Annotated in this window: 24 protein-coding genes; 10 read left to right on the top strand and 14 right to left on the bottom strand. The window is 68.7% G+C overall.

Annotation, left to right across the window (positions count from 1 at the left end; translation table 11 throughout):
• Positions 1 to 6: 6 nt before the first annotated feature.
• The 11 genes from LGY53_RS19230 to LGY53_RS19180 form a co-directional block, all read right to left on the bottom strand.
• Positions 7 to 1,293, bottom strand: a complete 1,287-nt coding sequence (locus LGY53_RS19230; RefSeq protein WP_225728055.1) for a VWA domain-containing protein — start codon at positions 1,291 to 1,293, stop codon at positions 7 to 9.
• The gene (locus LGY53_RS19225) at positions 1,290 to 2,300 is read right to left on the bottom strand and encodes a PP2C family serine/threonine-protein phosphatase (RefSeq protein WP_225728054.1); all 1,011 of its coding nucleotides are present in this window, start codon (positions 2,298 to 2,300) and stop codon (positions 1,290 to 1,292) included. Before LGY53_RS19225 ends, LGY53_RS19230 begins: the two co-directional genes overlap by 4 nt.
• Entirely contained in the window at positions 2,297 to 4,684 is a 2,388-nt protein-coding gene (locus LGY53_RS19220; RefSeq protein WP_225728053.1) for a serine/threonine-protein kinase, read from the bottom strand. The genes LGY53_RS19225 and LGY53_RS19220 overlap by 4 nt, the downstream gene beginning before the upstream one ends.
• Complete coding sequence (locus tag LGY53_RS19215; protein WP_225728052.1) at positions 4,681 to 5,862, bottom strand: hypothetical protein; 1,182 nt, start codon at positions 5,860 to 5,862, stop codon at positions 4,681 to 4,683. Before LGY53_RS19215 ends, LGY53_RS19220 begins: the two co-directional genes overlap by 4 nt.
• Positions 5,859 to 6,836, bottom strand: a complete 978-nt coding sequence (locus LGY53_RS19210) for a glutamate ABC transporter substrate-binding protein (protein WP_225728051.1) — start codon at positions 6,834 to 6,836, stop codon at positions 5,859 to 5,861. Before LGY53_RS19210 ends, LGY53_RS19215 begins: the two co-directional genes overlap by 4 nt.
• A complete protein-coding gene (locus LGY53_RS19205) occupies positions 6,833 to 8,104 on the bottom strand; it encodes a hypothetical protein (RefSeq protein WP_225728050.1) in 1,272 nt (423 codons plus the stop codon). The genes LGY53_RS19210 and LGY53_RS19205 overlap by 4 nt, the downstream gene beginning before the upstream one ends.
• Positions 8,105 to 8,226: 122 nt before the next feature.
• Entirely contained in the window at positions 8,227 to 8,559 is a 333-nt protein-coding gene (locus LGY53_RS19200; RefSeq protein ID WP_225728049.1) for a hypothetical protein, read from the bottom strand.
• Positions 8,560 to 8,674: 115 nt separating this feature from the next.
• Positions 8,675 to 10,231 (bottom strand): DHA2 family efflux MFS transporter permease subunit, encoded by a 1,557-nt coding sequence (locus LGY53_RS19195; RefSeq protein ID WP_225728048.1) that lies wholly within the window; start codon positions 10,229 to 10,231, stop codon positions 8,675 to 8,677.
• Between the two features lie 73 nt (positions 10,232 to 10,304).
• Complete coding sequence (locus LGY53_RS19190) at positions 10,305 to 11,171, bottom strand: helix-turn-helix transcriptional regulator (protein WP_225728047.1); 867 nt, start codon at positions 11,169 to 11,171, stop codon at positions 10,305 to 10,307.
• Positions 11,159 to 11,695: a DUF6879 family protein gene (locus LGY53_RS19185; protein ID WP_225728046.1), complete on the bottom strand. Its 537-nt coding sequence runs from the start codon at positions 11,693 to 11,695 to the stop codon at positions 11,159 to 11,161. The genes LGY53_RS19190 and LGY53_RS19185 overlap by 13 nt, the downstream gene beginning before the upstream one ends.
• Positions 11,673 to 11,999 (bottom strand): hypothetical protein, encoded by a 327-nt coding sequence (locus LGY53_RS19180; RefSeq protein ID WP_225728045.1) that lies wholly within the window; start codon positions 11,997 to 11,999, stop codon positions 11,673 to 11,675. The genes LGY53_RS19185 and LGY53_RS19180 overlap by 23 nt, the downstream gene beginning before the upstream one ends.
• 240 nt (positions 12,000 to 12,239) lie before the next feature.
• On the opposite strand from LGY53_RS19180, the gene LGY53_RS19175 reads away from it, so the two are divergent.
• Together LGY53_RS19175 and LGY53_RS19170 are read left to right on the top strand one after the other, a co-directional pair.
• Complete coding sequence (locus LGY53_RS19175) at positions 12,240 to 12,488, top strand: hypothetical protein (protein WP_225728044.1); 249 nt, start codon at positions 12,240 to 12,242, stop codon at positions 12,486 to 12,488.
• Between the two features lie 290 nt (positions 12,489 to 12,778).
• Positions 12,779 to 14,032, top strand: a complete 1,254-nt coding sequence (locus tag LGY53_RS19170) for an FAD-dependent monooxygenase (RefSeq protein ID WP_225728043.1) — start codon at positions 12,779 to 12,781, stop codon at positions 14,030 to 14,032.
• A gap of 2 nt (positions 14,033 to 14,034) precedes the next feature.
• Here the strand turns inward: LGY53_RS19170 and LGY53_RS19165 are convergent, their stop codons facing one another.
• From LGY53_RS19165 to LGY53_RS19155, 3 genes are all read right to left on the bottom strand, one after another.
• Complete coding sequence (locus LGY53_RS19165) at positions 14,035 to 15,075, bottom strand: AraC family transcriptional regulator (RefSeq protein WP_225728042.1); 1,041 nt, start codon at positions 15,073 to 15,075, stop codon at positions 14,035 to 14,037.
• A gap of 152 nt (positions 15,076 to 15,227) precedes the next feature.
• Positions 15,228 to 15,899: a TetR/AcrR family transcriptional regulator gene (locus LGY53_RS19160; protein ID WP_225728041.1), complete on the bottom strand. Its 672-nt coding sequence runs from the start codon at positions 15,897 to 15,899 to the stop codon at positions 15,228 to 15,230.
• On the bottom strand, positions 15,883 to 16,518 hold the full coding sequence (locus LGY53_RS19155) for a TetR/AcrR family transcriptional regulator (protein ID WP_167475632.1): 636 nt from the start codon (positions 16,516 to 16,518) through the stop codon (positions 15,883 to 15,885). The genes LGY53_RS19160 and LGY53_RS19155 overlap by 17 nt, the downstream gene beginning before the upstream one ends.
• Before the next feature lie 304 nt (positions 16,519 to 16,822).
• On the opposite strand from LGY53_RS19155, the gene LGY53_RS19150 reads away from it, so the two are divergent.
• The 8 genes from LGY53_RS19150 to LGY53_RS19115 are packed head-to-tail and all read left to right on the top strand — an operon-like array spanning position 16,823 to position 24,745.
• Positions 16,823 to 17,695, top strand: coding sequence for an ABC transporter permease (locus LGY53_RS19150; protein WP_225728040.1), 873 nt, complete (start codon positions 16,823 to 16,825; stop codon positions 17,693 to 17,695).
• The gene (locus LGY53_RS19145) at positions 17,695 to 18,561 is read left to right on the top strand and encodes an ABC transporter permease (RefSeq protein WP_225728039.1); all 867 of its coding nucleotides are present in this window, start codon (positions 17,695 to 17,697) and stop codon (positions 18,559 to 18,561) included. The genes LGY53_RS19150 and LGY53_RS19145 overlap by 1 nt, the downstream gene beginning before the upstream one ends.
• Before the next feature lie 6 nt (positions 18,562 to 18,567).
• On the top strand, positions 18,568 to 19,608 hold the full coding sequence (locus LGY53_RS19140) for an MlaD family protein (RefSeq protein WP_225728038.1): 1,041 nt from the start codon (positions 18,568 to 18,570) through the stop codon (positions 19,606 to 19,608).
• A complete protein-coding gene (locus tag LGY53_RS19135) occupies positions 19,605 to 20,627 on the top strand; it encodes an MlaD family protein (RefSeq protein ID WP_225728037.1) in 1,023 nt (340 codons plus the stop codon). Before LGY53_RS19140 ends, LGY53_RS19135 begins: the two co-directional genes overlap by 4 nt.
• Positions 20,615 to 21,652 carry an MlaD family protein gene (locus tag LGY53_RS19130; protein ID WP_225728036.1) on the top strand — a complete coding sequence of 346 codons (1,038 nt, stop codon included), beginning with the start codon at positions 20,615 to 20,617 and terminating at the stop codon, positions 21,650 to 21,652. The genes LGY53_RS19135 and LGY53_RS19130 overlap by 13 nt, the downstream gene beginning before the upstream one ends.
• Positions 21,652 to 22,746, top strand: a complete 1,095-nt coding sequence (locus LGY53_RS19125) for an MlaD family protein (protein WP_225728035.1) — start codon at positions 21,652 to 21,654, stop codon at positions 22,744 to 22,746. The genes LGY53_RS19130 and LGY53_RS19125 overlap by 1 nt, the downstream gene beginning before the upstream one ends.
• Positions 22,743 to 23,777, top strand: a complete 1,035-nt coding sequence (locus LGY53_RS19120; protein ID WP_225728034.1) for an MlaD family protein — start codon at positions 22,743 to 22,745, stop codon at positions 23,775 to 23,777. Before LGY53_RS19125 ends, LGY53_RS19120 begins: the two co-directional genes overlap by 4 nt.
• Positions 23,774 to 24,745: an MlaD family protein gene (locus LGY53_RS19115; RefSeq protein ID WP_225728033.1), complete on the top strand. Its 972-nt coding sequence runs from the start codon at positions 23,774 to 23,776 to the stop codon at positions 24,743 to 24,745. Before LGY53_RS19120 ends, LGY53_RS19115 begins: the two co-directional genes overlap by 4 nt.
• Positions 24,746 to 24,747: the final 2 nt, after the last annotated feature.

The following is a 24,747-nucleotide window of genomic DNA, read 5'->3' as shown; positions in this document are numbered from 1 at the left end:
CAACCATCACTCTCCCTTTCGCACCCGCGCCGTCTTCGTCGAGCGCGCGTCCAACGCCATCTCGTCGGCCGCCTGAACCTGCGAGCGCAGCCGCACGGTGCCGCTGCGCTCGTCCACCTCCACCACACCGCGCAGCAGTTTCGCGGTGCCCTCGTTACCCGATTCGGCCGCGAGCACGACGGCGCGGCGCAGTTTGGCGGTCGCCGTCTGCACATCACCACTCTTACGCGCCGCCAGCCCCTCCTGCACCGCCTGCGCCAGTTCGGCCTGGCCGGTGTAATGCGCGACGCGCCTGCTGATCCGGGCCGACAGTTCGGCGTCGTCGGTCCACACCGCCTTCACCAGACCCTGGCCGAGCACCTCCTCGCCCGCGACGACAGTTATTCTGGCGGCGAGCTTTTCGCGTCCCGGCGCCGCGGGCTCCACCTGCACCTGGACGTGATAGTCGCGGTCCTCCGCACCCCACGCGCCGAGCGAGTACTCCCCCACCTGCGGCCCGGTGTCCACCCGGCGCCCGGTCAGATCCTCGATGGTCGGCGCGACCTGTTTGACGAAACGGATCGTCGCGCCCGCGGGCGTCCAGACCCGCAGTGTGAGATCCGGAATAGCCTTGGCCAGCGAACCTTGCGTCATGGCGGCGAAATCGGCGGCCAGATTCGCCGGATCGGCGACGATATCGACGGTGCCGTGCAGCGCGGTGGCGATCGCACGCAGTTCGTCCACCCGCCAGTCGGTGCCGACGCCGCGGCAGTCGCAGGTGAAATATCCCTGGGACAGCTCGATTTCGGCGGCGAGCCGGGTGGGTTCCTCGTGCTCGTTCTTGCCGTCGGTGAGCAGGATGGCGTGCACCATCGCATCCGGATGTTTCTGCGCCAGCTGACGCGACAGCCCCAGCCAGGTGCCCATGGCGGTGCCGCCGGTCGGCCGCAGCTTGTCCAGCTTGCGCCGGGCCGCGGCGCGCGAATCGGCATTGGCGGGCAGCGACGGCACATCGGTCGGAAAGATCAAGCGCGCCAACGCCGTTCCCTCCACGATCGCGAAATGCGTGCCATCGGGCAGCGCATCGAGCGCGGCGAGCACGGCCCGGCGCGCACCCTCGAATTTGCCGCCGGTGCCCATCGATCCGGAGCAGTCCATGATCAGGATCTCCAGCCGCTGCTGCGGCCTGCCCGCCGCGACCAGTTCGGCGCCCGCCTCGACGGTGACCACCGCGTCCACCGTGCCGTGGCCGGCGGCGAGATACTCGTTCTGGTCTATGGCGACCGAAATACCGTTTCCGGCAGCAGCATTCATGATATTTCTCCTGAAGGTGCGGACCACGGCACGGGGGCGAGCGCGACGGTGATGTTATCGCTGCCCCCGCAACGCAGTGCGAATTCGACGAGTTCGCGCGCGGCCGACATCGGATCGGCCCCGGTGGCGACGGCGGCCAGCGCGGCCGGATCGGGCAGGTAGTTCCACAGGCCGTCGCTGCATACCAGCAGCACGCCGGGGCCGGTGGTGCGCAGAGTGCGAATGCAGTTGTCCGACCAGGGTTTCGGGCCCGAGTCGGCGCCGAGCCAGCGCAGCAGGGTGTGCGCGCGCGGATCCTCCATGGCCGAGCCCGCGTCGAGGGCGCCCGCGTCGACGAGGGCCTGCGCCCACGAATCGTCGACGGTGAGCTGCTGCGACGGGGCGTTACCCGGTGCGTCCGCATCGTCGGCGCGTAGCCAATAGGCCCGGCTGTCACCGACATTCGCGATGGTGATGTCGACGCCGTCCGGCCCGTGCCGCACGATCGCCGACACGTACGTGCACGAGGGGGCCTGCCCGTCGTGCACGGCGACGGCGCGCACCGCCTCGGCCGCGGCCGCGAGCGCGACCATCGCGGCCCCGGGCGCCGATTTGCCCTCGGCCAGCGCGATCCGCGCGGCCTCCACCCCGGTGCCCGCGGCGGCGCCGGAGGCTGCCTGCGGATCCTCCGAGGTGGACACCCCGTCGGCGACCACGATCAGCGCGATATCGTCGAGTACCGCGGCCGCGACGGCATCCTCGTTGTGCGCGTGCATGATTCCGCGGTCGGTGACCACCGCGACCGCCCCGAGATCGGCCTCGAAACGGTCCGGTGCGCCGCGCAGCTCGCCGCAGGCCAGGCAGTAGCCGTCGGCATCGTAATCCGTCGCACCGCAACCCCGGCACGGTCCCGGCAGGCCGGATTCGTGGCGCGGCAAGGCGATTCGTCTACCGGCCAGCTCGTGGCCGCAGGATTCGCAGAAACGGTCGGCGCGGCCGACGGTGGCCGTGCATTGCGGGCAGATCACAGCGTGGTCCTCGGGCGAATCGTATTGGCCTGCTCCACGAGTGCGATCCGGGTCCACCTGTCCTCGGCCTCGCGGGCCAGATCGCGGTAGCAGCGTTCCAGGCCGGTGCGCACGCCGTCCTCGTTCAGTGGCGCGCCGAGCAGCGGTGCGTCGTCGTCGGGTTCGCGGCCCGCGAGCAGCCAGCCGAGCGCCACGCTGAGCACCTGCCTGCGCACCTCGGCGCCGCGGCGCTTGGAATCCAGTGCGAGCCGGCCCGCCCGGTCGGCGACGTCGCGCAGCACCCGTTCCGCGATATCCGCCGAATCCCGTTCGGCCAGTATGGTTTCCACCGCCGCGATACGCGCCTCGGTGAACAGCGACGAACCGGGATCCACCTGGTCGAGCACGGCGACCGCGCCGTCCCGGTCGCCGCCGCGCCGCCGCTGCCTGGCCAGCCCGAACGCGGCGCTCAGATAGCCGCGGTCGGTGCGCCACACCAACTCGTAATACTTCGCCGCCGTCGCCGTCGAAAGCCGCGCCGCCGCCTCGTCCGGCGCCGCATGCTTACCCGGCTCCGAAACCGTTGCGCCCGAGGCGGTTCCGCTGGACAGCTCGGCCACCGCGGCCAGCGCGAGTTTCGGTGCGGGCTCACCGGGCAGCGCGGCGTAGACGGCCTCGAATTCCGCTGCGGCCTCCGGGAATTCGCCCGTCAGCAGCCGGGCCTGGCCGCGATACCACGCCATCCGCCAGTCGCCCGGCAACGCCGCGGTGAGCGCGTCGAGGCGGCGCAGTGCATCGGCCGCATCGCCCGATTCCAGCGCCGCGCGCACCAAACGCAATGGGATCTCGATGGATTCGCCCCGCCCGGTGACCACCGACCGCAGGCCCGCGGTGAACGCGCGCTCCAGCTCGGCGGGCGTCGCCCCGGTGGTGGTGGCCAGCAGCGCCGCCGCGCTGTCGGTCGGGTCCACCAGTGGAACAGGTAGCGCGGCAATGATTTTCACCGGATCGGTCAGCGGCGCGATACCCGCGCCGAACACTGCGCGCACCGGACCGAAATAGGTCGACATCCCCGGCCGCGGCACACCGTCTTCGGCGCTCAGCACCTCGCGCAACACGCCGGTGAGCTGATCGGCCATCTCCTCCATCGAGGCGAACCGGGCCTCCGGATCCGGATCGGTGGCCCGCAGAATGCACCGGTAGAGCGAATCATGTTTCGCCAGAACGGGTTCCGTCGACGGATCGGGTAGCGCGCCGAAATGCCCGCCCTGCTGCGGCACATCCATGGTCAGCACCGCGAGCGTGCGGCCCACCGTGTACACCTCGGTGGCGACGGTCGGTCCGGTCTCGCCGATCTCCGGCGCCTGATAGCCGATGGTCCCGTAGATCGGGCTGTCCTGGTCGTCCATCGCGATGACCGCACCGAGATCGATCAGTTTGAGCTGCTCGTCGGTCTGCATGACGTTGTCCGGTTTGAAATCGCAGTACGCCAGACCCAGCGAATGCAGATAGCCGAGCGCCGGAAGCATCTCCAGGACATAGGCGATGGCCTGCGCGGGCGGCAGATTCGCGCCGTCGGCGTCGCGACGGTCGCGCAGGATCTGCTTGAGCGAGGTGCCGCCGATGTACTCCATCACGATATAGCCGACCGGAACGCCGTCACGTCCGGTGTGCTCGACGAAGTTGTGGATCTTCACGATGCTCGGATGCTCCACCTCGGCCAGGAACCGCTTCTCGGCGAGCGCGGCCAGCATGGCGTCGGCGTCACCGGAATTCAGCAGGCCCTTGAGCACCACCCAGCGGTCGCTGACATTGCGGTCCACGGCCAGGTAGATCCAGCCGAGTCCGCCGTGCGCCAGGCATCCCGCCACCTCGTATTGCCCGCCGACCACATCGCCCGCGGCCAGCTTCGGCGCGAAGGAGAACCGGGTGCCGCAGTTCGGGCAGAAGCCGTCGGTGCGGCCGGGCTGCCCGTCGCGGCCGCGGCCGACCGGACGCTCACATTTGCCGCAGAAGCGCTTGTTCTCCGCGACCTGCGGATCGGCCATGATCGCGGTGGCCGGATCGACCCGGGGCACCCGGGGCACGTCGACCATGCCCGCGCCGAGGCGACCCCTCGTGCTCGACCGGCCCGAGGCGCGGCCGGTCCGCACCGAACGCCCGGTGCCGCGCGTCGTACCGGTGCCCTGCGTGATACCTGTGCCCTGCGTGATCCCTGTGCCGCGCGTGGTATCGGGCGCGGCACCGCAGATATCGCAGTAACCGTCGACAATCGTTCCGGCACAACCGCTTTCGGCGCAGCGCGCGGGCATTTCCGCTCCCGCGGCCGCTGCGGGCGCGGTGCCGCAGACCGCGCAGTAGCCGTCCACCACCTCCCCACCGCAGCCCGGCTCGTCACACGTCATGGTCGCCTCCCCGTCTTCTCCCCGATGAGCTGCTGAAAGTCGGCGACCGCCCGGGTGACCGCGGCGAGATCGCACGGCATGCGCGAAAGCAGCCCCAGCGCAATCTGATTCGAGGCGAGGATGTCCCGGTCCTCGCCGATTCCAAGCCGGGCCGCCTTCGCCCGATAGGCGTCGAGCCGCCCGCGCAGCTCGGCGCGCCGGTCCAGCAATCCCTGTGCCAGTTCGCGATCCCGCTCGGCCACCGCGGTCGCGGCCGCGATCCGCCCGCGCAACTCCAGAAGTGCCGCCGCGGCACCGGTATTCGCCGCCACCTCGTCCAATCGTGCTGCGAGCCCGGCACTTTCGTCCGGATGGCTCGGCAGCGGACCGGTCCGGATGGTTCGCCCCGCCTCGGCACGTGCCCGTTCGGCGCGCGCATTGGTCTCACGCAACGCCTCGATATCGGCGCGGGTCCGGGCGACGGCGGCGGGCCAATCCGACACCAGCGCACCGAGTTCGGCGAGCAGCGCCGACTCCCGGCGCAACCGCGCCGCCAATTCCGCGATCCGGTCGTCGATCTCGGCGGCGGTGAGGGCGAGCGGATCGGTGGCCGAGCGGCTGAGCAGTTCCCCGATGCCGTCGCCGACCGCGCGCAGCCGCTCGTTCGCTCCCCCCACCCGGTCCAGCTGCTCCTGCAGCGGCGCGAGCCCCGTTGTCACGCGGGTGTTCACCGCGTCGACCGCGTCCAGGAATTCGGCGATCCTCGGGAACGTCTCCCGCATGCGGTCCAGCGTATCGGCGAGGCCGACGAACAGCACCTGCTCGCTCGGACCGGTCAGCGAACGCTGCGCCATCGGGATCGGGGTGCGCGCCGCCTCGTACGGCCTGCCGCGTAGCAGCCTGGTCAGTTCGGCGCGTTCGGTGTCGGTGAGTTTGTGCTTCACCCCGCGGGTCGCGGTGGCCGAATCCAGGATCGCCCGCATCCGACCGAAGTCCTCCCACATCAGCTCCAGCGCGGCACGCACCGGTTGCCAGCGCACCTCGGTGATCCCGGTCGGCGGAAATCGGCGGATCAGCGTGAGCCCGGGATGTTTGTCCAGCTCCAGCAGCGTCGCGGTGACCCGATCGATTTCCGCGGCGCGCCTGGCCAATTCGTGGTCGATCTCGGTGATGCCGAGCGGCGGTACGGCCCCGGTCATCCGTTGTACTTCGGGGTCGGTGGTGCGGGCGGCGGCCCGATGACGCCGAGATCCGCACTGTAGATCCGCTGCCAGGTGCCGTCGCCGCGGACCCGCTCCAGCACCCCGTTGACGAAGCGGACCAGCTGATCGCTGCCCTTGGGCAGGCCGACCGCGTACGCGCCGGTGCCGAGCGATTCCCCGACGATCGACAGGTTGTGGTCCTGGGCCATCAGCCCGTAGAGGATCGGTTCGTCACCGAAGATCGCGTCCACCTGCCCCTGCTGCAGCGCGACCAGGCAGTCGGTCCAGTTGGTCACCCCGATCACCTTGGGCCGCTTGGGCAGTGCGAACACCGCGGCCACCGAACTGCTGCCGTTGAGCACGCACAGCCGCTTGCCGCCCGCGCTCGCCCGGTCGGTGATGCCCGAACCCTTCTCGACCAGGAATCGTTCCTGCGCGTAGTAGTAGACGGTGGAGAAGTCGACATCGCGGCGGCGCTCGCAGGTCGCGGTGAAGGTGCGCACGACCATGTCGACCTGTTTGCTCTGCAGTGCCGTGGTGCGGTCCTGCGCGGTGAGCGTGCGCAGCTCGATCTTGTTGGGGTCGTCGAACAGGTCGCGCGCGATCTCCCGCGCCAGGTCGATATCGAATCCCTTCAGCTCACCGGAGACCGGGTCGCGGAAGCCGAACAGGTAGGTGTTCTGGTCGACGCCCACGCGCAGCCTGCCGCGCGCGAGAATCGCCGCTATCGGCGAATTCGGCTGCACCGCAAGTGGTTTCGGCTGTGAGATGGGCCGCAGGCTGGCCTCGACATCGCACGAACCCTCGGCGGGCCCCTGCGGCGGGGCGGTGATCTCGGCGGCGTCGGGCGGCAGCGGGCTCACCGCGCCGATACTGGTCCCGGCAGGCACGTGCGAGCCGGAGCAGGCGGCGGTGAGCAGGATGACGCCCGCGAGTGCGGCGGACCGCAACCGCCGTGTCCAAGCCTTCACAGGTACTCCTCCAGCCGCGGCCAGATTCCGGCGGCCACCGCGCCCGCGGCCACGAGCAGCAGCACCAGTACGCCCTCGGGGCCGACCAGGAAGAAGCCGCCGCCGGTGTCGACATCGTCGCGCACATCGCCCCTGGTCCGGGTGATATTCGTCTGTAATGCGCTGTCGAGGTGGGTGAACCGGCTGGCCGACGCGTCGCGCCCGCCGCCGATCGCCTGCTCGACCGCCGCCGGATAATTCGCGGCCTGATAGGCCGCGACCTGTTTGCCGTGGCTTTCCGCCCAGCCGTCGAATTCCGGCCACGCGGTGGAATCCTTGGCCAGCGAACTGGTGAGCAGGGCACGCAGTTCGTCGCTGTGCGCCTTGTATTTGTCCTCGATGGCGGTGATCTCGCCGCGGGTGACCAGTTCCTGGGTCTCGTCGGAGCGTGCTTGCTGCGCGAGAATCCTTGCCCGGGAAAGGTTGTCGAATCTATTGGTGGCGCCGCCCGGACCGGTGTCGACGGTCTCGCTCGCGGCGAGGCCCGCGCCGGTGACCCACAGTCCCGCCAGCAGCACCGCGCAGGCCGCGGCCAGCACGCCGAGGTTGACGCGGCGGTTGGTGCGGCGCAACAGGATCAGCGAACAGGCCAGGCAGGCCAGCAGAGTGAGCAGCAGCAGAGCGACGGTGAGCAGCGGCGGCCCGGTGAGCGCGCGCTCCTGGTCGCGGACCGCGGCGAAGCGGGCGCCGGTGAGCCGTTCGGCATTGGGCAGCAACGAGTTCTGCATCAGCGTCGACGCCTCGTGCAGATATGCCGAGCCGACCGGATAACCCTGCCGGTTGTTCGCGCGGGCGGCCTCGACCATACCGGTGTAGGCGGGCAGGTCGGCGGCGATGCGGGCGAGGACCTGTCTGGTCATCGCGTCGTCGGCGCCGGCGGTGGCATCGGCGAGCGCGGCCGCGGCGTCGGCCAGCGATTGCTGGTAGTGGGCGCGCACGTCGGCGGGTTCGATACCCGCAGAGAGGAATGCGGTGGCGGCCGTGGCGTCGGCGGCCGAGAGCGCGACATAGAGCCGCTGCGCCGCGTCGGCGAGCGGCTCGGTGCGGTTCAGCAGCGTATCGCGCTGAGTGAGCTTGTCGCCCAACTGATTCGCACCGACCAGTCCGCTGACCAGGCACAGCACGATGGTCAGCGCCGCGATTGCGCCGATGGCGCCCGGCGCCGTCGCGGCGAAGCGCCGCAACCATCCCACCCCCGCGCCGACGGCTACCGGTAGCCGAAAACCCACACCGCCCCCCTTCTCGAACCGGTCGGCGTTCCCGTTCGCGATAGTACGGGAGGCCGCCGACATTGTCGCCGGATGGGCTTGCCCCACGAATCACCGGGCGGATTAGGGGTTTTCCGGTGCCGTCACGCGGTTTCGTCGTCGAACGGCCACAGCCTGCGCGCGAAGGTGTTCTCCGGCGACACCGTGATCACATCGCATACCCGAACCACCTCGGCCGGGATCTCACCGTCGAAATGCGCGGGCCCGGGGACGATCACGGCCTCGGCATCGATCCGGCGCGCGGTGGCGATCAGCCGGGCGACGGGAGCGTCGGTCTCCGGCCCGAAGGCGATGGTCTTGGCCAGGTCGTAGCCGAGCCGCTTGGCCGTGCTGCGTATGAGCGTTTCGTCCCACACCTGTGAGACGCCGGACACATCACGGCGCAGGTAGCCAATTGCCCTGGGGCGCAGACTCATTGGTCAACTGTCGCATACCGTCGCCACCGGGCCCCGAGCCCGGGGCGGAAAATTTACGGTCTGGTGATCTCGCGACAACCCGCGGATCGGCCGGGCGCGCCGCGACATACCGCCGTCATCGCGCCGCGACCAGCACGCCGACATCGGGACGCACACCGGGATCGGTGACGCGAACGGCCAGGGCGGGCGCGAAATGCATGGGCCGCGAGACCGGCGGCGGCACATTCGGGCGGGGACCGCGCGGGCCGATCGGCAGCGCAAGCGTCCGCCGCGCGGCGGGTCCGGTGGCGATGCGGGTCACAATGAGCGCGGCGACGGTCAGCACCGCGATGGTGTGCCAGCTCGCCGCCGCGGGCGCGTGGAAGTCTGCGGCCGACCGCAGCGCGTCGGGGTGGCCGCCGATGATCGAGCCGATCACCGCGACCCCGATGGTCTGCCCGAGCTGGCGCGAGGTGGTGGCCAAACTCGCCGCGACACCGGCCTGTTCGATGGGCAGCCCGGCCACCGCGGTCGCCGTGATCGGCGTATTGATCAACCCGATGCCCGCGCCGAAGACCGCGTATCCGGCGAGCAGCGCCACCCGAGCGCTGGTGTCGAAGGTGAAACCCAGCAGCACCGCGGCGCCGGTGGCCGCGCTCGCGCCCGCGGTCAGCGCGATGCGAGCGCCGCGCTCGGCGACCAGTCGCCCCGACAGCGGCCCGAAGACGAACATGGCCGCCGCCATCGGCAGCAACGACAGCCCGGCACGCAGCGCGGTGTCGCCCCGGATCTCTTGGAGATAAAAGGTATTCAGGAACAAGAATCCGCCGAGCGCGGCGTACGCCAGCGCCGCGATCACGAACGCGCCGCTGAACAACACCGACCGGAAGGCGCGCGGATCGATCAGCGGATCGTGGTGCCGCGGCTCGTACCGCAGCAATACCGCCAGACAGGCCGCCGCGCCGAGCAGACAGCCCACGGTCACCGCCGAACGCCAACCCCGGTGCGGCCCTTCGATGATCGCGAACACCAGCAGGCCGAGCGTCCCGGTCAGCAGCAGCTGCCCGATCGGGTCCAGCGCCCGCGGCAGCTCCGATTTCGATTGCGGCACAAGGAAGCTCGCCGCCACCACGGAAACCGCAGCGATCGGCACATTGATGAGAAAGACGGCGCCCCAGCCGACAGCGTCCACCAGCAACCCGCCGACCACCGGACCCGCGGCCATGCTGACGCCGATCGACGCACCCCAGACACCGATGGCGCGCACCCGTGCCCTCGGGTCGGTGAACACCACGGTGATGATCGCCATGGCCACCGGATTCAGCATCGAACCGCCGACGGCCTGCGCGACGCGGAAGGTGATGAGCCAGCCGAGCGACGGTGCGAGACCACAGGCCAGCGATCCGACAGCGAATATCACGGTGCCCAACTGGAAGACGGTGCGCCTGCCGATCCGATCGGCGAGCGCGCCCGAGAAGGTCAGGAGGCAGGCCAGCACCAGGGTGTAGCCCGCGGCCACCCACTGCGCGCCGGCGACGGAAGCGCCCAGGTCACGGCGGATCGCGGGTAGTGCGACATTCACCGCGGTGGTATCGAGATTGGCCATCACCACGGCGGTGCAGCAGATCGCCAGCACCGCCGCACGCCGACCCGCTGTCGGCTCTCCGGGCGCGTTGGGCGCAGTGAATGTCACGCCAGCATCCTTGCAGCTTCAAGCCGAAATGCGTGGTAGCGCCCGGTTGTGTCCGCGCGCCCAAGCCCACCCGTCAGCCGGGCGGGCGGATTCGGTCGTCGGTCCAACGCGGCAGCGCGGATCTGATCAGCTCCTTGGCCTGATCGCCGTAGCGGGCCTGCCGGTGCAGTGCGGCCCAGGCCTGTTCGTAGTAGCGCAGCTCCGAAGGGCGGGTGACGGTCAGCTCGGCGCTGATCGTCTCCACCATCACCATCCGCTGATCGAACATATCGAATGATGTTGTGGTATAGATGAATTCGGAATCGAACGGCACGACGCCGAAGATCAGCCGCGGATTGTCGAATGCGGTTTCCAGCAGCCGGTGCAGCTGTTCGGTCATCACCCCGGCATCGCCGACCACGGTATGCAGCGCGGATTCGTGTACCAGCGTGGCGATCCGGTGATTGCCGCGGCGCAGCACCTGCTGGCGCTCCAGCCGCGCGGCCACCGCCTCGGCCAGGTCGTCATGCGTGCCGAGGAACCGGATACATTGCGCCAGAACAGCTCTCGCATACGCCTCGGTCTGCAGCAGTCCGGGCACCAGCACCACCGTATAGGTGCGCAGCAGCCGGGTTCTGCCCTCCAGCTCGATTCCGCGCCGCTGCCTGCGCGCGTGGCCGGTGGCCGCGACCCGCTTCCACTCCGCCCACTGCGCCTCCACATTCCGCAGTGCCGCAATGAGATCGGGCAGCGCGAGCTCGGCGTCGCAGACCCGGCACCAGATGGCGACATCGTCCTCGCTCGGTGCCTGCTTACCGTGTTCGATGCGGCTCGTCTTGGACCAGTGCCAGCCCGCGGCGGTGCTGAATCGCCTGCCGTCGAGCCGCGCGTCCTTGCGGAGTTCGCGCAGCCGGGCGCCGAGAACCTGCCTGGCCTGGTCGGCCGCCGTTACGCCCGCCATCGGAATGCGTAGTCCCCGAATGGAATCGCCGCCGCCCACACCCGGTCGCGAATCTCCGCCGCGGCGGCGACGAGCACCGGATCGCGGGTGGCCGCCGCGCCGACCCAGTACCCGGCGGCGTCGAAAAGGCTGTAGGCGACGGTGGAATCGTCGAGCATCCAGAAATCCTCCGCGGCCGCGTCGGCCGGATCGGCCTCGGCGCGCGGTAGATAGCGCACGTCCTCACCGGCGGCCACATTGTGTTCGGCAAGGGCGAGCAGGTATTTCGTGTACGCGGTGTGCGGTTCGCTGACGATGCGGGCCCGCTGCACCACCACGTTGCGGGCGACAGTGGCCCGCACCTGGCGGGCCCACGGCTCGAACCAGTCGCCGCCCGGATCTCCGCTCGGGTCGGCGAGCCAGGCCCGCAGCGAATCCGCCTCGCCTGGCGCGAGATAGTCGTCGTTGGTTTCCAAATGAAATGCCCTGTGCTGTGCTTCGTCGATCAGCTGGTCGAACGGTTCACCGGCGAGGATCCGCCTCATCCGGTATCACTTCCCTTCCCACCGGTAGCTCGAGCACGGTCTCGTGACTCGGAATCGCCATGGCCGCCAACGCTTCCGCGTCGGTGAACGGGATACCGGTCAGCAGGAAGGTGCCGTGCCCGGTGTCGGAGAGTCCGGCGAGGCAGGTGCCCGGCTCGGCGTACGCGATCAGTTTGTGCGGGATCTCGATGCGGTCCGCTCGTCCGGTCTTCCACCCCTGGACGGCGAAGGTGTCGCGGTCGGTGGCGTACAGCCGTGGCGATCCCTGACTGCCGGACGGCCCGCCGAGAAGTCGAATCTTCATGCTGAAGCCCCCTTGTGTCGCGTGCGAGTGCAATGGGTTCGTCCAATGGTCGCCGTTTACGGCGTAGAGCAGCAAGAGTGCGTGCACTTTCGCGCACTTCGATGGCTGCGCGACCACGGCGGTCGTAGCGTCGCCTCGTGGCGTCCGCAACTTCATGGCAACGGGGCCGTCGCGGTGCGCCGCGAGCGGAAGGGAGTTGGCAGTGCGAAGGGATGTGCGGGTTCAGTGACAGGAGAGCGGGTGCGGGCCGTCGCAAGCGTTTACCGCCTCGGCCCGAATCAACGTGCGGTACTTCGGTGCCTGGTAGACGGCACCCCACGCAGCGTCGCGGATATCTCGGCACGAACCGGCAAGTCGGGTAGACAGATTCGGGCCTGCCTGCCCTCGTTGTTGGCACTTCGCTATGTGCGCCCGACCCGCCCGGCGGGTTGGGCCATCACCGCGGCGGGGGTCAGGGCGGCCACGCTGCTTCGCATCCATTGGAACTGAGCTGACGCGTGGCGCCGGCGGCGCGAATCCGGGCCGCCGACGCCACATTCGGCCGAACAGCAACTTCGTAGCTTCGAATCGACAACTCGGACAAAAGTTTACGGTGTGCGCCGGGCGATCCCCGAGTTTCCACTGCGGCGGATTTCCGGGACCGCACCGCGATCGTCGACGGTTTCGCCCCGCGCCGGACTCCGCGCCGCACGAAACCGTCGAGCATGCGGAACTCGTTTGTCGGTAACCGCACCGATTCGCCAGACTTGGGGCCGGAGCACAAGCAGGGGAGATCGGCCATGTCGAATTCGAAGAGCATTCTGGTCTGCGGCGGTGGTATCGCGGGTAACGCGGTGGCATTGCAGCTGGCCCGCGCGGGCATCGCGACCACCGTCGTCGAGCGCGCGCCCGCGCCGCGGCCCGGCGGCCAGGCGGTCGATCTGCGCGGGCCGAGCCGCCGGGTCGCCGAGCGGATGGGGCTGATGCCGGGCATCAGGAAGCGTCAGCTCGACGAGCGCGGCATGGCCTTCGTCGACGCGCGCGGCCGCAAGCTGGTCCGGATGCCGGTCGAGATGTTCGACGGGCGCGGGATCATCGCCGATATCGAAATAGCCAGGGGCGACCTCAACCAGGTGCTGCTCGACGAAATCGACGCGCTGCCCACAAGTTCCGGCACCGTCGACTACCGCTACGGCGAATGGGCCGAGCGGGTGCGCGAGGACGCCGACGGTGTCGAGGTGACCTTCGCCTCCGGTGCGGTCGAGCGATTCGATCTCGTGATCGGGGCCGACGGACTGCATTCGGCGCTGCGCGAACAGGTTTTCGGGCCGGATGAGAGCATCGTCGAGAATCTGGGCGGCTACATCTCGTTCTTCACCGTCCCGACGCCGTCCGGCCTGGATCTCGAAACCGGTTGGGTCGGTGTGCATATCGTGCCCGGCAGCGTATTCGCGCTGCGGCCGGACACGAATCCGGCGACCTCGATGGCGATCATCTCGGTCGGGCAGCCGCTGGTGCCCGGCCTGCGCGGTGACGCGGCCGCGCAGCGACGACTGATCCGGGAGCGACTGGCCGGTGGCGGCTGGATGATTCCGGAGGTGCTGGCCGCGATGGACGACGCGCCCGATTTCTATTTCGACGAGCTGGCCAGGGTCCGGCTGCCGCGCTGGTCGCGGGGCCGGGTGGTGCTGCTCGGCGATGCGGCCTTCTGCGGTTCGCCGGTCACCGGGATGGGTACCGCGCTGGCGATCATCGGCGCCTATCTGCTGGCCGGTGAGATCGCGGCCACACCGGACGATCACGCCCGCGCGTTCGGCCGGTACGAGGAACTGCTGCGTCCGATGGTCACCGCCATACAAAAGGGGCTGGAAACCCGGGTGCGCCTGCGTCATCCGCGCAGCAGGGCCGGAATCGCGCTGACCCTGGCCATATTCCGGGTGGTCACCGCGAAATCGCTTGCGCCGCTGCGGTCGCGGCTGAGCAAGCTGCTCGGCGACGAGGCGGACGAGTTCCCGCTGCCGGACTACTCCGGCAGCACGGAGCCGGCGGTCTGAACTCAGACCAGTGCGGGCTGGCGGCGCGCGAACCCGTTGCGGGCCCGGAACTCCTGCGGCGGACACCCTTTCCACCGCCGGAACGCCCGGATGAACGAGGCCGCCTCCGCGTAGCCGAGGCGGCCTGCTACCTGTTCGGTGGTCATATGGGTATGCGTCAGCAACTCCTCCGACAGCATCTGGCGCACCTCGTCCAGCAGCGCGCGGAACGAGGTGCCCTCCTCGTTCAACCGCCGGGACAGGGTGCGTGGGCTCATGTACAGCCCCGCCGCGACGGCCGCCTGATCCGGGATCTCACCGGGCCTGCGCACCAACAGATCTCGCACCGATCCGGCCACCCCGCCGCGGGCCCGCCGCTGGGCGAGCAGATCGCGGCACAGTTGTTCACAAGTCTGCCGCGCCCAGTCGCCCGCCTGCGGCAGCGGCTGATCCAGATGACGCCGATCCACGGCGACGATATTCGCGGGCGCGCCGAAAACCGGTTCCACACCGAACATCTCGCGGTAGCGCGCGGTGTCGGCCGGCGCGGCGTGCCGGAAGGTCACCCGATGCAGCGGCAGGGCGACCGAATACAGCTCGCGGCCGATGACGGGAAGTCCGGCCAGCACCCGTTCGGTGAGGAACGGGCGCAGATCCTCCGGGATATCGGGGCCGTCGAAAACCAGCCGCACCTCGTCCGCATCCTCCTCGAGCGTCAATCGCCCGAATACGAAGGCCGATTCGAGATAGCGCAGCGCGACGTCGATCACCTCGCGCAGGGTGCGACTGCTGAGCAGCGCCAACCCCCACGGCCCGTACAGCGAAATATGGTGGCGCGCACCGGCTTCGACACCGAGGCCGGGTTCGTCGCCGCAGCGCGCCAGCAGGTTGCGGACCACCCGCAACTCCTGTCGCGCGGAGACGTCCACATTGGGATCGGTCACCGAACGCGGCGTGAGAGCCGTTCCGGCCAAAGCTTGCTCGGGACGTATCCCGCGTTCCTCGGCCAGTCGCACCAGCACCCGTACGCTGGACGCGCCGAGCGGAAAATCCCAGTCGAACATACTTCGCACCCTCGATGAGCCGGTAATTGGCGCAATGTATCAATGCGAACCACCGGATATGGGCGGAATTACAAATATCTGTGACGGCACATAAACACACCGCCGCGACGCGCGCTCCGGCGCCGAGTTTGCCCGTGGTCGCGCGCCGACGGTCAGTGCGCCTCGTGCAGCAGCAGATCCAGCACCGTCAGCAACCGTGGCACGCCGAACTGTTCGGGGCGGTCCAGGGCCAGCCGGGTCACGGTGTGCACCCCGGCCTGCACCACCTCCACCAGCACATCGAGGTCGACCGCTTCGGCGCCCTCCCCCGCGGGCCGATCGGCCAGCCATTCGCCGACCAAGCGCCGCAGCGGGATTCGCAGTTCGTCGCGCGCCTTCCTGATCCGCTCGCGCAGCGGCGGCGGCACCCCGTCGATCGGGAAATACACCAGCCGCCAGGTGTCGGGCATACCGCGCACCGCGGTGAGGAAGCGGGCCAGCGCGATCGCGATCGCCTCGTGCGGATCGGCGCCCGGTTCGGTGCTCTCGTCGTCGAGCGCGTGCACCACCGCGTCGCGCAGTCGGGCGGTCTCCCGGTCGATCAGCTCGCGCAGCAACTCGTCGCGATTGCCGAACGAGTCGTACACCACCGGCCTGGTCACCCCGCCGCGTTCGGCGACCGCGGCGATGGTGACCTCGGCGAAGCCGCCGGTGGTGATGATGCGCAGCGCCGCGTCGAGCAGTTGTTCGCGGCGGTCGGCGGGTTGCAGCCGTTTGGCGTAGCGGCGGCGCGGACGGGTTGGCTCGTCGGATGGTTGCGCGGGTCCGCTATCGGCTTTCGGCACGGTCCACCTTTCCGGTCGCGGCGGCGGCCACCGCCCGGCGGGCCAGCCAGCGCATCGTCGCGGCGACGGCATCACGGCGGGCGGGCCCGTCCTCGGCCAGCACCATTCTCGCCACCGCCTCGCTGATCGCGATCACGGTGTGCCCGACCAGTTCGGCGTCGATCTCCTGACCGCGCAGCGCCGCCATGAGCCCGAGCAGCGCTTCGGTGCGTTCTCGAATTATGTTGCGGCCCTGACGCACTCGCTGATGCGCTTCGGGCGGCATGCCCTCGCCGGGCAGCAGTACGAACCGCCACGTCTCGGGTGCGGCGAGCACGATGTCCAAGAAGATGTCCGCCGAATCGGCGGCCACCTCGGCCAGATCCGCGCCCGGCGGCACCTCGGGCACCGAGGCCGCGGCCATCATGAGCGCCCGCTCCTCCTCCCGGTCCAGCAGGGCGGCGAAAAGTTCGTCGCGGTCGGCGAATTCGGCGTACAGCGCGGGCCTGGTGGTCCCGGCGGCCCGCGCGATGGCGTGCATGCTGGCGTTGGGATAGCCGTCGCGGACGATGAGATCACGGGCCGCGTCGAGGATGTGGTCGCGCCGGTTCGACACCGTCACCTCCCTCGTACTCCGCATCGATCATCGTCGTTGATGCCCGAATCGGACAGTCTACGCATCGAATCCGGCTTTCGCCCCTCGCCGGCACTGGGTAACCCACAGGCGGCACCGGCCGAATTTTACGACTTCAGCGGCATTTTCACGGCAAATTTACGACGTTGTTTTCTGGTGTGACGGGTGCTACTTTTGGCCGACGTCGGTGAGCAGCATCACATCCTCGCCGATCCCTTGCCGGGGCGCGACGGCTCTGCCGTCATGTCTCGGATCACGTTGCGGGAGAACCCCTTTCCGGATCCTTCGCAAAGGGGTTGAGGGAGGCTTCATGACGAGTGCGAATACGGCACCGGACCGGATGATCGCCGTGCCGGAGCCGCCGGACGAATCCGCCCTCCGCATCGTCCGGCGCAACTTCACCGATACCGCGGTCGCCGCCGTCCGCACCTTCGGCCGCGCCGTCGACCTGGCCGCGGAATCCGTCCGCGGCACCGTGACCGATCTGCTCGGCCTGCGCTTCCAATGGCACGAAATGCTGCGCCAGGCTTGGTATCTCGTGACGGTGACCGCGATACCGGCGGTGCTCATGGCGGTGCCGTTCGGGGTGGTCGTCTCGGTGCAGGTCGGCAACCTCATCCATCAACTCGGCGCGGATTCGATGATCGGCGCGGCGGGCGGGCTCGGCGTCATCCAGCAGGGCGCGCCGATCGCCACCGGCCTATTGCTCGGCGGCGCAGGCGCTTCCGCGATCGCCGCCGATCTCGGCGCGCGTACGGTCCGCGAGGAGATCGACGCGCTGCGCACCATGGGCATCAGCCCGGTGCACCGGCTGGTGATCCCCCGGGTGGCCGCGATGATGGTGGTCGCGCCGCTGCTCAACATCCTGATCATCTTCGTCGGCATCGTCTCCGGCTACGCGGTGGCGATCAGCGCGCAGAATGTGACGCCCGGAAGTTACTGGGCCACTTTCGGATCCTTCGCGGTGCTGGCCGATGTGTGGATCTCGCTGGCCAAGGCGATGCTGTTCGGCTTCCTCGTGGTGATCGTCGCCTGCCAGCGCGGGCTGGAGGCCAAGGGCGGCCCGCGCGGCGTCGCCGACGGGGTCAATGCCGCGGTGGTGGTCTCGGTGGCCGGAATCATTCTGGTGAATCTGGTGATCACCCAGGTGGTCGCGATGTTCCTGCCGCTGCGGGTGGCGTGATGGTCGCGACGCCATACCATCCCAAAGGTCTCGGCTGGGCGTATTCGCTTGCGCGCCAACCCGGCCGGATGCTCGCGCCGCTCGAGCACACCGGCTTCATGCTCGGCTTCGTCTGGCAGGCGCTGTGGGCGATTCCGTTGACGCTCAAGCGGTATCGCGCCCAGACCATGCGCACCATCACCGATATGACCTGGGGCCGCGGCTCGGTGATCGTCGGCGGCGGCACCGTGCCGATGCTGGTGGTGCTCGGCATCGCGATGGGCGCGGGCGTCGGCATCCAATCCTTCGCCGCACTGGATCTGCTCGGCCTCGGCCCGGTCACCGGCGTGGTGTCGGCGTTCGCGAATACCCGTGAGCTGGCACCGATCGCGGCCGCGGTCGGCTTCGCCGCACAGGCGGGCTGCCGGATGACCGCCGAGATCGGCTCCATGCGCATCTCCGAGGAAATCGACGCCATCGAATCGCTGGGCCTGCGCTCGGTCCCGTTCGTGGTGACCACCAGGGTGATCGCCGGCGCGGTCGCCATCGTGCCGACCTTCCTCATCGCGCTCATCCTCAGCTACCTGTCCTGTTCGGTCGTCATCGTGCTGCTGCACGGGCAGGCGGGCGGCGTCTACGATCACTACTTCTTCCAATTCACCAGCGGCTACGACGTTTTGGCCGCGGTGATCAAGATCCTGGTGTTCGGTGTCACCGTCATCCTGATCCACTGCTACTACGGCTTCTTCGCCGCGGGCGGACCCGAAGGGGTCGGCATCGCGTCGGGTCGGGCGGTGCGGGCCAGCTTCGTCGCGATCATCGCCCTCGACATGGTGCTCTCGATCCTGCTGTGGGGCATCAATTCCGCCATCGAGTTCCCGGGGTGAGCAGCCGTGCCGATCTATGGAATGCCCGGTGTATCCATGGGCCGCAACGGATCTCGCGCGGTCGGCGCATTCGTCGTCGTGGTGGCGGTCGTCGCGGTGGTCGGCGCGCGGGTGCACACCGGCGGGCCCGGCGACACCCACCTGCACGTCCAGTTGCGCACCGAGCAGATCGGTGAGGGCATCGTCACCGGCACCAAGGTGCGCATGGATGGGGTCACGATCGGCCAGATCACCGATATCCAACCCGTCGCCCAGGGCCGTCAGCTGATCACGCTGGATCTGGATCGCCGCGAAACCGGCTCGCTCACCGACGCTTTCACCGTCGACTACGCACCGGAGAACCTGTTCGGGATCAGCGCGCTCACGCTGCGCCGCGCCGAGGGCGGCGCCGCGCTGCGCGACAACAGCGTCATCGATCTGGCGGGCCGGGTCAACGATGTGACGATGGGCAACCTGCTGCGCACGTTGGCCGGTACCACCACCGATGTGCTCACCACCAAGCTCACCGACCTGATCACCCGCTTCAACAGCGATCTGCAGGCATTCACTCCGCTGCTCCAGGCGATCGTGATGCTCAGCCGCAATATCGCCGATACCCAACGCTTTCCGTCACCGTACCTGCTCGACCAGTACTCGTCGTTCTTCGGCGGGCTCGGCGACTTCGCCTCGGCCACCTTCAAACTGTTCAACTCGGTGCTGAATATCGAGATACTGAAGGACGACCGGCCGCGCTACGACGCGACCATCAATATGGTCGTCGACGGCGGATTCCCGGCTTTCGGTCACGTCGGCGATGTGGCGCACACCCATTTGCAGGGCTACGCCGAGCTTTTCACGCCGCTCATCGGCGCGATCGCCGCGACGGTGCCGACACCCGGCCGATCACGCACGGACGTCCAGGAATTGATCGATCGTCTCGACCGCATGTTCACCAACGGTCCGGACGGTCCGGCGCTGAACGTCACGGTGGCGCTGCGCGCCATCCCGGGTCTCGGCGTACCGCTGCTGGGCCAGAGCGGTTTCGACGCACTGGGCGGTGGCCGATGACCAGGCTGTCCATCGGCGCGGTGCTGATCAGGTTCGGCATATTCGCGATCGCGATGATCGTGCTGCTGGTGGTGATCGTGCAGGCCATCACCAGGCCGATCGGCGGCAGCACCGACAGTTTCAGCGCCGATTTCACCGATGCCAGCGGCCTGAAAACCGGTGACGACGTGCGCATGTTCGGGGTTCAGGTGGGCAAGGTCAGTGCGATCGACCTCGTCGGCGCCACGGCGCGGGTGACGTTCACCGTGCAGCGGGACCGGCCGGTCTACGACGCCAGTGTGCTCGCCATCCGGTACCAAACCCTCACGGGCCAGCGATATCTCGACATCCAGCAGCCCGGCCGGCCGACGGCGCGGCTCGGCGGCGGCGCGCATATCGCCGAGGCCAAGACGATACCGTCGTTCGATATCACTCAGCTGTTCAACGGTTTACAGCCGGTGATCGCCCAATTCTCCCCCGCCGCACTGAATCAGTTCACCGAGAGCATCCTCGCGGTGATCCAGGGCAACGGTTCGGGCATCGGCCCGGCGCTGGACGCCATCGACAAGCTCAGCCGCTACACCACCGACCGCCAGGCGGTGATCACCGCGCTCGTGGCCAACCTCAGCGATATCTCGGCGCAGATCGGCGGCAAGTCGCCCAATCTGAAGGTGCTGCTGCGCGGCATCGCCGACGTGTTCACCGCGTTCCGGGCCAAGCTGGACGGCCTACTCGACTTCGCGGCGGTCGCGCCCTCGGCGCTGGGCCCGCTCAACAGCCTGCTCGACGCACTCGGCTTCACCGAACAGACCAATCCGGATCTGATGCGCGATATCCGGCTGCTCTTCCCGGATCCGCAGGCAGCCATGGACGTGCTGGGCAGGCTACCCGGTCTGCTGCAGGCGCTCAGCTCGCTGCTGCCGCCCGCCGGTGCGGCCGCCACCGAGGTGAACCTCACCTGTTCGAAGGGTAATGCCAAACTGCCGCAAGTACTTTCGGTATTGGTCGCCGGACAGAGGATCGCGATATGCAACGGCTGATCCGACTGTGGAATCTACTATTCGATCGGCTGCTCGACGCCGACGGGTATATCGACCGGCACGAGGCGGTGAAGAACCGCCGCGAGTTCCGGCTCGGCCTGCTCGGCGCCTGCTTCGTCGCGGTGGTGCTGCTGGTGACGGCCGCGATCTATGTACTGCCGCTGGGCAAATCCACCTACACCGCAGACCTGCCGGAGGCCCAGTCGCTGAAGGTGGGCGACCAGGTGCGGGTGGCCGGGATCACGGTCGGCTCGGTCACCGCGCTCGACCTGCGGCCGGACCGGGTGCGGACACGGTTCACGGTCAAGAGCGACGTATCCATCGGCGACGCGACCACGCTCGAGGTCCGGATGCTCACCGCGATCGGCGGCCACTACCTCGCGGTACTGCCGGCCGGTTCGAAGCCGTTGGGCAGCAAGATAATTCCGCCCGACCGGGTGAAGCTGCCGTACAGCCTGGTGCGCACCCTGCAGGACGCGGCCGCGCCGGTGGCCCAGGTCGACGGTGACACGCTGCGGAAAAACCTGGCCGCACTCCAGGATTCACTCGACAACAGCCCGGACGCGCTGCGCCGGGTCGGCCGCGCGATGCAGTCGTTCGTCGATATCCTCAACCACCAGAACGCCGAGGTGTCCCAGGCGCTGACGGTGGCGCGGGAATTCCTGGGCACCGTCGAGGACAGCAAGGGCCTGATCGGTCAATTCGTCCGGCAGACCGGCATGTTGGAGATCGAGGGGCTGAACAAGCGCGCGGAGATCACCGTGGCGCTGAATGTGACCGCACAGCTGCTGTCTCGGATCGCGGCGCTGGAACCCACCTCCCGCGAGGTGCTCGAACCGCTGGCCGAGAAGCTCCGCGAAACCCTGCCGCAGCTGAAAGAGCTCGGCGCCCAGCTGGATATCGCGCTGCCGCAGTGGAAGGAGCTGCGCGACCGGCTGGTCGCCGCGACGGCCGGAAAAGACGGTGTGACGGTCGATCAATCGGCGTTGAACGTTTGTATTCCGGTGCCGGGACGGGGGTGCTGATGAAACGCGTGCTGGCGTCGCCGGGTTTCGTGACGGTGGTGGGCGCGGTGCTGTTGGCCATGGTCGCCGTCGCCGGGTATCTGGTGGTGTACGACCCGGTGAAGCCGAAGCTGGCCTATTGCGCGCTGATGCCCGACGCGGTGGGCCTCTACCCGGGCAATCACGTCACCATGCTCGGTGTCACCGTCGGCTCGGTCACCGCGATCCGCACCGAGGGACGTTCCGTCCGTGTCGATTTCACCGTCGACGCCGCACACCCGCTGCGCGGCGACCCCTCCGCGACAACGGTGTCGGACACCCTGGTCGCCGACCGCAATCTCGCCGTGCTCGGCGACTCCGGCGGCGCCGCCTGGGCGAGCAGCCGCTGCCTGACCAAGACGTTCACCCCGAAGAGCATCAGCGAAACCCTGCAGGGCTTCTCGGATCTGGCCGCGCAGCTCGGCGGCGGCGACAATCCGGCCGAACAGACCCGCATCCGCGACAGCGTCGCCGCACTGCAATCCGCCACCGCCGGGACCGGGCCGAAATTCAACGCGCTGGTGCGGGATCTGGCGAACGCGCTACGCAAACCCGATGCCGCGATCGACAATATCGGCGCGCTGATCGATTCGGTCTCCGCCATCGGCAACAGTATGGCGGTCAATTGGGATTCCATCAAAACCGTTGTGACGCTGTTGAATACCGCGCTCGGATTCATCAACGAGCTCTGGGACACCACGGTGAAGTGGATCGATTCGCTGCTGGTGATCATGCCGTGGCTCAATCGGCTGGCCCGCGAATACGGCAGGCCGCTGCTCGGCGCGCTGGACGGCGCGGTGCCGGGTCTGCGGCTGCTGGCCGCACATGTCGGCACCCTGCAGGATTTGGTGAATATGCTGCCGCCGCTGGTGGATTCGTTCCAGAGCATCATCGATCCGGTCACCGGCTGGCCCAGGATCACCTATGCGGCGCCGAAGGTCGTCGTCCCGCGCGATCAAGCGGATCAGGTCTGCGCCGCCATCGACGCGGTGGCGCCGGGCCGCTGTGCGGGTGCGGATGCGATGTCGCCGGCCGGTCTGATCCCGATGGTGCTCGGCATGGTGGGTGCGCGATGAAAAAGACTGTCACCGTGGCCGTTTCGGCGGGTTTGCTGGTAACCGCCTGCTCCTTCGATCCGTCCAGCGTCCCGGTGCCCGGAGCCGAGGTCGCCGGGCCCACCTATCAGCTGCACATCGAACTCGCGAACGCGCTCAACCTGCCCGCGAAGGCGAAGGTGGTGGCCAACGGGGCACAGGTCGGCACCCTGCGCACGGTGCGCGTCATCGATCCGACGGCGGGTGCGCCGGGCCGGGTGGATGCCGTCGTCGACATCTCCGCCTCGGTCCGGCTGCCCGACACCACCACCGTGCAGCTGCGCCAGAACACCATCCTCGGCGATATCTTCATCGGATTGACCACGCCCACAACAGGTTCCAGCAAGACGATCGCACCGGGCGGTGTCATCCCGCTGGCGCAGACCAAACCCGCGCTACAGGTGGAGGATCTGCTGGCCGGTCTGTCCACCTTCGTCGGCGGCGGCGCGGTGCAGCAGGCGCAGAACATCATCAACCGGGTCAATGCCACGCTGCCCGCGCAACCCGCCGACACCGCACACGTTTTCGATGTCCTCGGCAAGGACGCCATCGACGTCGCCGCCGATACGGACACCGCCGACCGCTTCCTACAAGCGATCAAAGAGGATCTGAAGGCGGTGCTGGACAATCCGGTCGAGCTGGGCACGCTGCTCAGTCCCCGTGGCGCGGTGGAGATTCCGGCGGATGCCAATTCGCTGGTGCTCACCCTCGGCGTGGTGGGTGGCCTCGGCGTGATCGGGCACGCCGTCGCCTGGCTGGCCCCGCTGCTGGAACGGGCCGACGCGGCGGCGCGGGCGCTGGTGCCGATCCTGCTCGCCGATCACCCGCTGAACCTCGACGCGCCGTCGAATCTGAACCGGGTGGTCACCCTGTTGCGGGAGAAGATCATTCCGTTCGCCGAGCGCGGGCCGAAGATCAACGTCACCGGGGTTCAGGATGTCGGCGGGGCGGGCGCCGACCAGCAGGTGAGCGGAATCATCAACGTGCTGCGCATGATCGGAGTCGTCCGGTGAAAACGTCCTCGGTCGCCTCGCTCGCCGCCATCGCCGCCATCCTGGTGGTCGGCAGCTCGTATCTGACTTTCGGTGTGGTGCAGGTGCGTTGGTTCCAGCACGACAACACCGCCACCATGGTGGTGCCGGATTCCGGTGGGTTGCTGCCGCGTTCGAAGGTGCTGCTGCAGGGGATCCAGATCGGTCAGGTCACCTCGGTGGAGCACACCGGCCCGCGGGTGCGGGTCGATTTCCGATATGCCGCCGACTACCGGATACCGGCCACGAGCACCGCCCGGATCGAAAGCCTTTCGGGTTTGGGCGAACCCTATCTGGAGTTCATGCCGAGCACCGATGCCGGCCCGTACCTGAGGGACGGCCAGCAGGTGGACGCGCGGACCGTGATCGCGCCCGTCTCCCTACCCGAGGTGGCGCGCACCGCGACCAAGATGCTGGAGCAGGTGGATCCGAAGCTGGTCGGCGCCATCATCGACAATTTCACCCAGGCGTTCGCGGGCACCCGGTCGGTGATTCCCGACCTGTCCAGATCCACCGACCTGCTGGCGGCCACCCTGCTCAGCCGCACGGCCGTGATCCGCCAACTGCTGGTCGACCTGCAGACGCGCGCCGACGACATGTGGTGGGCCGGACCGGAATTGACGAAGGCGTCCGGGCCGTGGGCCCAATTCGGGCCCAGGGTGACCGATGTCGCCGACGATATCGCGCGGATCATCCGGGCCGGTGACGCACCCGATGCCTTCCTGACCGACACACCCGATGTGATCGGTCTGGTACCGCTGATCAACCAGATCGCCGCGAGGATCAACGTGCTGGGCCCGGACCTGAAAACCCTGCTGCCACTGTTCGAACCGTTCGTCCACCTCGCCACCGGTGTCGCGGGGCAGATCGATCTCAGCGCGCTCATCTCCCAAGCGCTGCACGCCACCAGCCCCGACGGCGCGCTGCGGCTGCAGCTCACCGTCAAATGACC

Origin of the sequence: Nocardia sp. JCM 34519.1, assembly GCF_020361265.1 — a bacterium.
GTDB lineage: Bacteria > Actinomycetota > Actinomycetes > Mycobacteriales > Mycobacteriaceae > Nocardia > Nocardia arthritidis_A.
Note: the sequence above shows the minus strand (reverse complement) of the source record. Positions and strands in the feature narration are given on the sequence as shown.

What these genes read in the sequence shown, in the direction of transcription:
- LGY53_RS19230 (WP_225728055.1), bottom strand. Translation starts at nt 1,293, where the DNA reads ATGAATGCTGCTGCCGGAAACGGTATTTCGGTCGCCATAGACCAGAAC.
- LGY53_RS19220 (WP_225728053.1), bottom strand. Translation starts at nt 4,684, where the DNA reads ATGACGTGTGACGAGCCGGGCTGCGGTGGGGAGGTGGTGGACGGCTAC.
- LGY53_RS19215 (WP_225728052.1), bottom strand. Translation starts at nt 5,862, where the DNA reads ATGACCGGGGCCGTACCGCCGCTCGGCATCACCGAGATCGACCACGAA.
- LGY53_RS19200 (WP_225728049.1), bottom strand. Translation starts at nt 8,559, where the DNA reads ATGAGTCTGCGCCCCAGGGCAATTGGCTACCTGCGCCGTGATGTGTCC.
- LGY53_RS19190 (WP_225728047.1), bottom strand. Translation starts at nt 11,171, where the DNA reads ATGGCGGGCGTAACGGCGGCCGACCAGGCCAGGCAGGTTCTCGGCGCC.
- LGY53_RS19185 (WP_225728046.1), bottom strand. Translation starts at nt 11,695, where the DNA reads ATGAGGCGGATCCTCGCCGGTGAACCGTTCGACCAGCTGATCGACGAA.
- LGY53_RS19180 (WP_225728045.1), bottom strand. Translation starts at nt 11,999, where the DNA reads ATGAAGATTCGACTTCTCGGCGGGCCGTCCGGCAGTCAGGGATCGCCA.
- LGY53_RS19170 (WP_225728043.1), top strand. Translation starts at nt 12,779, where the DNA reads ATGTCGAATTCGAAGAGCATTCTGGTCTGCGGCGGTGGTATCGCGGGT.
- LGY53_RS19165 (WP_225728042.1), bottom strand. Translation starts at nt 15,075, where the DNA reads ATGTTCGACTGGGATTTTCCGCTCGGCGCGTCCAGCGTACGGGTGCTG.
- LGY53_RS19155 (WP_167475632.1), bottom strand. Translation starts at nt 16,518, where the DNA reads ATGCGGAGTACGAGGGAGGTGACGGTGTCGAACCGGCGCGACCACATC.
- LGY53_RS19150 (WP_225728040.1), top strand. Translation starts at nt 16,823, where the DNA reads ATGACGAGTGCGAATACGGCACCGGACCGGATGATCGCCGTGCCGGAG.
- LGY53_RS19145 (WP_225728039.1), top strand. Translation starts at nt 17,695, where the DNA reads ATGGTCGCGACGCCATACCATCCCAAAGGTCTCGGCTGGGCGTATTCG.
- LGY53_RS19135 (WP_225728037.1), top strand. Translation starts at nt 19,605, where the DNA reads ATGACCAGGCTGTCCATCGGCGCGGTGCTGATCAGGTTCGGCATATTC.
- LGY53_RS19130 (WP_225728036.1), top strand. Translation starts at nt 20,615, where the DNA reads ATGCAACGGCTGATCCGACTGTGGAATCTACTATTCGATCGGCTGCTC.
- LGY53_RS19125 (WP_225728035.1), top strand. Translation starts at nt 21,652, where the DNA reads ATGAAACGCGTGCTGGCGTCGCCGGGTTTCGTGACGGTGGTGGGCGCG.
- LGY53_RS19120 (WP_225728034.1), top strand. Translation starts at nt 22,743, where the DNA reads ATGAAAAAGACTGTCACCGTGGCCGTTTCGGCGGGTTTGCTGGTAACC.